Source organism: Verrucomicrobiia bacterium (assembly GCA_036405135.1).
In the GTDB taxonomy this organism is placed as follows: domain Bacteria; phylum Verrucomicrobiota; class Verrucomicrobiia; order Limisphaerales; family JAEYXS01; genus JAEYXS01.
The window spans coordinates 19990-27376 of record DASWYF010000041.1; the positions used below are offsets into that span (position 1 = coordinate 19990).

Annotated in this window: 6 protein-coding genes; 4 read left to right on the plus strand and 2 right to left on the minus strand. The window is 56.0% G+C overall.

Annotation, left to right across the window (positions count from 1 at the left end; translation table 11 throughout):
• The first annotated feature begins 100 nt into the window (after positions 1-100).
• From VGH19_20185 to groL, 4 genes are all read left to right on the plus strand, one after another.
• Positions 101-1666, plus strand: coding sequence for a DUF1963 domain-containing protein (locus VGH19_20185; protein ID HEY1173695.1), 1566 nt, complete (start codon positions 101-103; stop codon positions 1664-1666).
• A gap of 476 nt (positions 1667-2142) precedes the next feature.
• Positions 2143-4083 carry a molecular chaperone DnaK gene (gene dnaK, locus VGH19_20190; GenBank protein ID HEY1173696.1) on the plus strand — a complete coding sequence of 647 codons (1941 nt, stop codon included), beginning with the start codon at positions 2143-2145 and terminating at the stop codon, positions 4081-4083.
• A gap of 78 nt (positions 4084-4161) precedes the next feature.
• Positions 4162-4455, plus strand: coding sequence for a co-chaperone GroES (groES, locus tag VGH19_20195; protein ID HEY1173697.1), 294 nt, complete (start codon positions 4162-4164; stop codon positions 4453-4455).
• Positions 4456-4491: 36 nt separating this feature from the next.
• Positions 4492-6132, plus strand: a complete 1641-nt coding sequence (gene groL, locus VGH19_20200) for a chaperonin GroEL (protein ID HEY1173698.1) — start codon at positions 4492-4494, stop codon at positions 6130-6132.
• Positions 6133-6389: 257 nt separating this feature from the next.
• Here groL and VGH19_20205 read toward each other — a convergent pair whose 3' ends face one another.
• Together VGH19_20205 and VGH19_20210 are read right to left on the minus strand one after the other, a co-directional pair.
• Positions 6390-6956 carry an IS630 family transposase gene (locus tag VGH19_20205; protein ID HEY1173699.1) on the minus strand — a complete coding sequence of 189 codons (567 nt, stop codon included), beginning with the start codon at positions 6954-6956 and terminating at the stop codon, positions 6390-6392.
• The gene (locus tag VGH19_20210) at positions 6896-7330 is read right to left on the minus strand and encodes an IS630 transposase-related protein (GenBank protein HEY1173700.1); all 435 of its coding nucleotides are present in this window, start codon (positions 7328-7330) and stop codon (positions 6896-6898) included. The genes VGH19_20205 and VGH19_20210 overlap by 61 nt, the downstream gene beginning before the upstream one ends.
• Positions 7331-7387 lie beyond the last annotated feature (57 nt).

Genomic DNA, 7387 nt, shown 5'->3' on the forward strand with positions numbered 1-7387 from the left:
CGAACGCCCAACATCGAGAGTGGAGAAAGTTAGTGGCGGAGGTGTCCGCCAAAGGTAGGGACTGCCGGCTGGAATCCGGCAGCACATTAGGGAGAGGCTTATGGCGAATAAAACTGAATGGCCGAAGTTACCGAAGTTGCCCAAGGACGTTTTATCCCGATTGGCGAAATGTCTGGCGTTGGTGCCGGATCGGAAGTTGAAGGCCGTTGATGCGCCATGTGTGATGGGCGGGAAGGCGCCTTTACCAGTGGGGATGGATTGGCCGTCGCGAGATGGAGAGTTGTTAACCTATGTTGGTCGCATCAATACCACAGTAGCGCACAGTCTGCTGGATGAAGTGCCTGATGTGGGGTGGCTGCTTTTCTTTCATGAGCCGGAGGATGATCGGTTGCAGACTATTGTGGTGGCGAAATCATTGGGCGAGCTCAAAGGACCGCCCAAGGGTAGCAAATATCTGACGGTGGATATGCGGTGTGGGCCGGATGATGGAAAGGTGTCGGAATCGGTAGCATGTCATTTGGTTCCAGCGTGGTCGTATGCTTATGATCCAAGCGCAGATTGGGATGAGGAAGTAAAAGATGCGATGGATGAATTGATGCCGGAGAAAGCCATAGGGCAATTGTTAGGTCACGCGTATTTTGAAGAGGAGTCTTCCTGCCGACGTGCTTTTGGAGTGGCGAAATACCATGCGTCTGGAAGATCCGATGTGTCGCTTACCGAAGAAAAATTGTTGGAGAAGCGCAAGCAGGTCCAAGAAATTCCACCACCTACTGCTCACACGTTTGCGTGTCCTAAGCTGGGTAACCGTTTGAAATCCTTGGTGGATGAGCTCATGGTTTTGGAGGCGGACTGGAAGCAACGGGCCAAAAAGGAAGGTAAGAGCTGGTCGGGCAAGCTGAGCACGGCGTGCAAGGTGCTGGCGGAATATCAGGCTGAAACCATCAAAAAGATGGCGCAAGGAGCGGCGCTGGAGCTGGGACCGATGATTGAAGCTTTTAAGACATGGGACACGGCTTTCTACGTCATGGAAAATGCGCAGGATGAGAAGCGTCTCAATTATCTTTTCGAATGGTCCAAGGAGTTGAGAGCGAAGCAGGCACAGGTGGGGAATCTTGCTGATGAGAATGAAGAGGAACGGCTGAAGAAGGAGGAGCGAGACGAAGCCCGGAAAATGAAGGAGAAGAATGGTGGCTATTTCAATCAGGAGTATGAAGATTGGTTGGAGCACACGCGCAGCAGGTTGTCCGTGCCCATTTCCAATCGATTGTTCGAGGCCAGCCAACGTGGTAAGAACGTTTTAGAGACTGTGGAGTGGTCGATGAAAGAGCTGGAGAGGATTGGGGACCGGCTCGGAGGCTCCGAGGTGTCACTAGTGCTGGTGAATGTGATGAATTTGTTGAACTATCACACCTCTCAAACACAAAGTGCCAAGGGTGGTATGTCGGCAAAAGAGATAGACGCAGCTCTGGCGGGGATGAGGGAAAAGCGCACGGTGATCAAGGGCGAGCCCGTCAATGTAAGCAAGAAGTGGAGGTTGTTGCTGTCGTTCAATTCTGAGCTGGATTATTGCTGGAGCGATTCGGGATCACTCCGGTATTTCATTGAGGAGGCGAAGTTGGCGAAAGAAGAGTTCGACCGGGTGGTGAGCGATATTGAATCAGGATAGTTTGGTGGCTGGAGAAGCTGGAAATCCGTCGAACGAGGCGTGCAAATAGAGAAGAGAGGGAGGATAATACCTTGGGGAATTTTTTTTTCTGATTTTTCTGCGTATGACAGCGGATGTCATACGTGGGTTGGTAGGATGCAGGGGAGTTAAAGTAGAAGTGGATGCAGGAAGATTGATGGAGATGGATTGGACTGCCGACTGCGCAGGCGGGGCCAAACTCAATTACCAGGGGATGTAATGAACGCGAGACCAGGGATGAAAATTCCGGTAGCACATTGGTGTGACAGGGTGGCGCACATCAGGTGTGACACGCTTTGGGTAAGTGGGACATTTTGTCTCACTTTTCGAGAAGATGAAATCAGTTTCCGGAGGTTTTATTTGTTTAACATGTTTGTTTTCAGGTGTTTAGGGATTTATTTCAAAGGCTGGCACCCCGTCTGCTTATAAAATTACAGATTTCTTAACTGAAAGGTATTATGGCAAAAGTATTAGGTATCGACTTGGGCACGACGAACTCCTGTATGTCCGTGATGGAGGGTGGTGAGCCGGTCGTTCTGGAAAACTCTGAGGGTAAACGCACGACGCCTTCCGTGGTGGCGTTTGCGAAGAACGGGGAGCGTCTGGTGGGTGATGCGGCGAAGCGTCAGGCCGTGACGAATCCTCGTAACACGATCTACTCCGTGAAGCGTTTCATGGGCCGCAAGTTCAATGAGGTCCAAGAAGAGCTGAAGCGCGTGCCTTACAAGGTGGTCGCTGGTCCGAATGGCGATGCTTGTGTGGAAGTGGAAGTCGAAGGCAAGGCGAAGCAGTTCAGCCCGCCGGAAATCTCCGCGATGATCCTCGCGAAGTTGAAGGCTGATGCGGAAACGCGCTTGGGTGAGACGATCTCGCAAGCAGTGATCACGGTGCCTGCTTACTTCAATGACTCGCAACGTCAGGCGACGAAAGACGCCGGTCGTATCGCGGGCCTCGAAGTGTTGCGTATCATCAACGAACCGACGGCGGCCTCGCTCGCTTACGGTCTGGACAAGAAGAAGGATGAGAAGATCGCGGTGTATGACCTCGGTGGTGGTACGTTCGATATCTCCGTGCTGGAAATCGGTGACGGCGTGTTCGAGGTGAAGGCCACGAACGGTGACACGCACCTGGGCGGTGACGACTGGGACAACCAGATCATGGACTGGATCCTGGACGAGTTTAAGCGCGACAATGGCATCGACCTGCGCAAACAGCCGGATGCGTTGCAGCGTATCAAGGAAGAGGCGGAGAAGGCGAAGATCGCACTCTCCAGCACACAGCAGTATGACATCAGCCTGCCGTTCGTGACGGCGGATGCGACTGGCCCGAAGCACATCAGCCAAAAGCTGACGCGCGCCAAGATGGAGCAGATCTGCGACAGCCTCTTCGAGCGCACAATCACGCCGACGAAGAACTGCTTGAAGGACGCTGGTATCACGTCGGACAAGATCGATGAGTTGGTGCTCGTGGGTGGTATGACGCGCATGCCGCGTGTGGTTGAGACGGCACGCACGCTGGTGACCAAGGCTCCGCATCAGGGTGTGAACCCGGATGAAGTGGTGGCCGTGGGTGCAGCGATCCAAGGCGGTGTCTTGAAGGGTGAAGTCAAGGACGTGCTCCTCTTGGACGTCACGCCGCTTTCCTTCGGTATCGAGACATTGGGTGGCGTGTTCACGCGCCTCATCGAGCGCAATACGACGATCCCGACGCGCAAATCGGAAGTGTTTTCAACGGCCTCGGACAATCAGCCGAGCGTGGAGATTCATGTGTTGCAGGGTGAGCGCCAGTTCGCCCGGGACAACAAGCCGATCGGCAAATTCCATCTGAGCGAGATCCCGCCGGCTCCGCGCGGCATGCCTCAGATCGAGGTGACCTTTGACATCGATGCGAACGGCATCTTGCACGTGAGTGCGAAGGATTTGGGCACGGGCAAGGAACAGAAGATCACGATCACGGCGAGCAGCGGTCTCTCGAAGGATGAGATCGAGAAGATGCGCCGCGATGCCGAGACTCACGCGGACGAGGACAAGAAGCGCAAGGAAGAAGTCGAGACGCGCAATGAGGCAGATAACACCGTCTATCGCACGGAGAAGACTCTGCGCGAGATGGGTGACAAGGTGCCAGCCGCTGAGAAAGCGAAGATTGAAGCCGCAGTGACGGCGCTCAAGGACGCGCTCAAGGGCACGGACTCCGCTGCCATCAAGGCCGCGAGCGACAAATTGATGGAAACGGTGGGCGAGCTTTACAAGAACGCTGGTCCGCAAGCCCAGCAAGCGGGCAACACCTCCACCAGCACGGGCGGTCCGAATCCGGGTGCCGATGCAGGTGACCAGGACAAGAAGAAGGACGAAGGTCCGATCATCGACGCCGAAGTGGTGGACGAGAAGAAAGATAAATAAATTTTCCTATCGGCAGAAGCCGAAGGATTTGATTCAGTAGTAATCCAAACACAACACATAAACAGCATAAACGAACGTATGGCAATCAACGTCAAACCGCTCGGTGACCGTGTTCTGATCGAACAGGTTGAAGAGAAGGAAACCAAAAAGGGCGGCATCATCATTCCTGATACCGCCAAGGAAAAACCGTCTGAAGGCATCATCGTGGCGCTCGGCACCGGCCGGACCGATGAGAGCGGCAAGAAGGTCGCTTTCGAAGTGAAGAAGGGTGACCGCGTGCTCGTCAGCAAGTATGGCGGCACGGAGATCAAGCTCGACGGCAAGGAGTACAAGCTCATGAACGTCGACGACATCCTCGCGGTGATCGACTAATTTTTAACCCCAATATCTAACTAGAATTTAAATACTATGGCAGCCAAGCAACTTTTGTTTGATGAAGCAGCCCGTCAGTCTTTGCTGAAGGGTGTTTCGAAGCTCGCTCGCGCCGTGAGCGCGACGCTCGGACCGAAGGGCCGTAATGTGGTCCTCGACAAGAAATACGGTTCTCCGACGATCACCAAAGACGGCGTGACCGTCGCGAAGGAGATCGAACTGGAAGACGCCTACGAGAACATGGGCGCCCAGATGGTCCGTGAAGTGGCCAGCAAGACCAGCGACGCCGCTGGTGACGGCACGACGACGGCGACCGTTCTGGCCGAAGCGATCTATCGCGAAGGTCTGAAGAACGTGACGGCCGGTGCCTCCCCGATCAGCCTGCAACGCGGCATCCAGAAGGCCGTGGACGCAGCGATCGAGCAACTCGCCAAGATCGCCAAGAAGGTCAAGGACAAGGAAGAGATCAAGCAAGTCGCGACCGTTTCCGCCAACTGGGATACCACGATCGGCGAGATCATCGCTGACGCGATGGACAAGGTGGGCAAGGACGGCACGATCACGGTCGAAGAGGCGAAGTCCATCGAGACGACCCTCGACGTCGTGGAAGGTATGCAGTTCGACAAGGGCTACCTTTCTCCGTACTTCGTGACGAACGCGGAGTCCATGGAGTGCAAGCTCGATGACGCTTACATCCTGAATTACGAGAAGAAGATCAGCAGCCTGAAGGACCTCCTCCCGATCCTCGAGAAGACGGCCAAGACGGGCAAGCCCCTCCTGATCATCTGCGAAGAAGTCGAAGGCGAAGCCCTCGCGACGCTCGTGGTGAACAAGCTGCGTGGCACGTTGAACATCTGCGCTGTGAAGGCTCCTGGCTTCGGCGACCGCCGCAAGGCCATGCTGGAAGACATCGCCATCCTCACGGGCGGCAAGTGCATCACGGAAGACCTTGGCATCAAGCTCGAATCCCTCGAACTGACCGACCTCGGCCGTGCGAAGTCCATCGTGGTGGACAAGGAAAACACGACCATCGTGGAAGGTTCCGGCAAGAACTCTGAGATCCAGGGCCGCGTGAACCAGATCCGCCGCCAGATTGAAGAGACGACGTCCGACTACGACCGCGAGAAGCTCCAGGAGCGCCTGGCGAAGCTCGCCGGTGGTGTGGCCGTCATCAATGTCGGTGCCGCTACGGAAACCGAGATGAAGGAAAAGAAGGCCCGTGTGGAAGACGCGTTGCACGCGACCCGCGCGGCTGTGGAAGAAGGCATCGTTCCTGGCGGTGGCGTGGCATTGCTGCGTTGCTTGCCGGCCATCGAAGCACTGAAGCTGCAAGGCGACGAGCAGATCGGTGTGGACATCGTGAAGCGCGCCGTTGAGGCCCCTCTCCGCGCCCTGTCGCTGAACGCCGGTGTCGAAGGCTCCATCGTGGTGCAAGAAGTCAAGAAGCGCAAAGGCGCGGACGGTTACAACGTCGCCACGGGCGAATACGTTGACCTGTTGAAGGCTGGCGTGGTCGATCCTAAGAAGGTGACCCGCACCGCGCTGCAGAACGCCTCGTCCATCGCGGCGCTCTTGCTGACCACGGAATGCCTGATCACTGAGATTCCGGAAGACAAGAAGCCAGCTCCGGCCGGTGGTGGTGATCACCACGGCATGGGCGGCGGCATGGATTACTAATTCAGCCAGTTTGCGGGAATTGACCGCAGACAAGCAGAACGGAGCGGACGAGAGTCCGCTCCGTTTTTTTGTTTAGAGCGGTAAAAAAATCTGTAGTCGTGTGAATGGAGAGACAAGTAAGCGGTCTTTTGGGTTGTGGCTTCGTTTCGGATCAGTCACAGGGGCTTATGGAATCTGCTCCTTCGCCAAGGCCTTGCCACAACCAAAAATCTTCGCTCCACACGATGACAGTATTACTTGAACCGCTCTAGAGCATTTTAAATAAAGTTATAGCCACAAGAGGCGAACCAATTGAGCGCATCTTGTGGGGTCACGGCTGCCAAGGCTTGGCCGATGGCTGCCAGCAGTGCAGGTTGGGTGCGGGCTTCCAAGCTGCGGAGGATCTGCTTGATCTTGCTCCACATCTTTTCAATGGGGTTGAAGTCGGGCGAGTACGCCGGTAGGAACAGCGGTTCTGCGCCAGCCTGCCGGAGCAGAGCCAGAATGGGGGCACTTTTGTGGGCCGCCAAATTGTCCATGACCACCACGTCGCCGGGTTTAAGCAGGGGCCGCAGGACCTGCGTCACATAGGTGGTGAACACTTCGGTATCCGTAGCGCCTTCAAGCGCCAAGCAGGCGGTCGTCCCATCCAGGCGCAGGGCACCGATTACGGTCGTATTGTGCCAGTGCCCATGTGGGGCACTCCCATGGACTCGCTGGCCGCGCGCCGCCCGCCCGCGCAAGCGGGTCAGATTGGTTTTGGCACTGGATTCGTCGAGGAAGATCAGCCGCGCCGGATCCCACGACGGCTGTTGGCGGCGCCAGTTGCGGCGGGCTCGGCGGATATCCGGACGGTCTTGTTCACTGGCGCGGAGCGTCTTTTTTTATATGTCAGCCCCATGGCCGCCAGAGCGTAGTGGATGGCTTGGATGGTGCAATCCAACTGGGCGGCTTGGCGCAGTTCTTCCAGCGTCAGATCTGGCTTGCGGTTTACCAGCGCCCGCAACTTTTGACGCTGTTCCATCCCAAGGTCGGGCCGCCGACCACAGCGGTGATACTGACAGGCGATGTCCCCGGTCTGGCGGCGTTGCTGGAGGAGCTTCTTGACCATGCCCAATGAAACCCGATAACGGTGGGCGATTTCCTCGCGGGTCCCTTCGTCCTGATCATAAGAAACCAGAATCCGTTGCCGTAAATCCAGCGAAATGGGCCGTTTCATCCCCCAACTCTGCCAAACTTCCCGCAGAACGGCTATAACTTTATTTAAAACGCTCTA

Bases quoted from the DNA above. Each gene is read 5' to 3' on its own strand.
- groL (HEY1173698.1), top strand. From the start codon at position 4,492: ATGGCAGCCAAGCAACTTTTGTTTGATGAAGCAGCCCGTCAGTCTTTG.
- VGH19_20210 (HEY1173700.1), bottom strand. From the start codon at position 7,330: ATGAAACGGCCCATTTCGCTGGATTTACGGCAACGGATTCTGGTTTCT.
- VGH19_20185 (HEY1173695.1), top strand. From the start codon at position 101: ATGGCGAATAAAACTGAATGGCCGAAGTTACCGAAGTTGCCCAAGGAC.
- groES (HEY1173697.1), top strand. From the start codon at position 4,162: ATGGCAATCAACGTCAAACCGCTCGGTGACCGTGTTCTGATCGAACAG.
- dnaK (HEY1173696.1), top strand. From the start codon at position 2,143: ATGGCAAAAGTATTAGGTATCGACTTGGGCACGACGAACTCCTGTATG.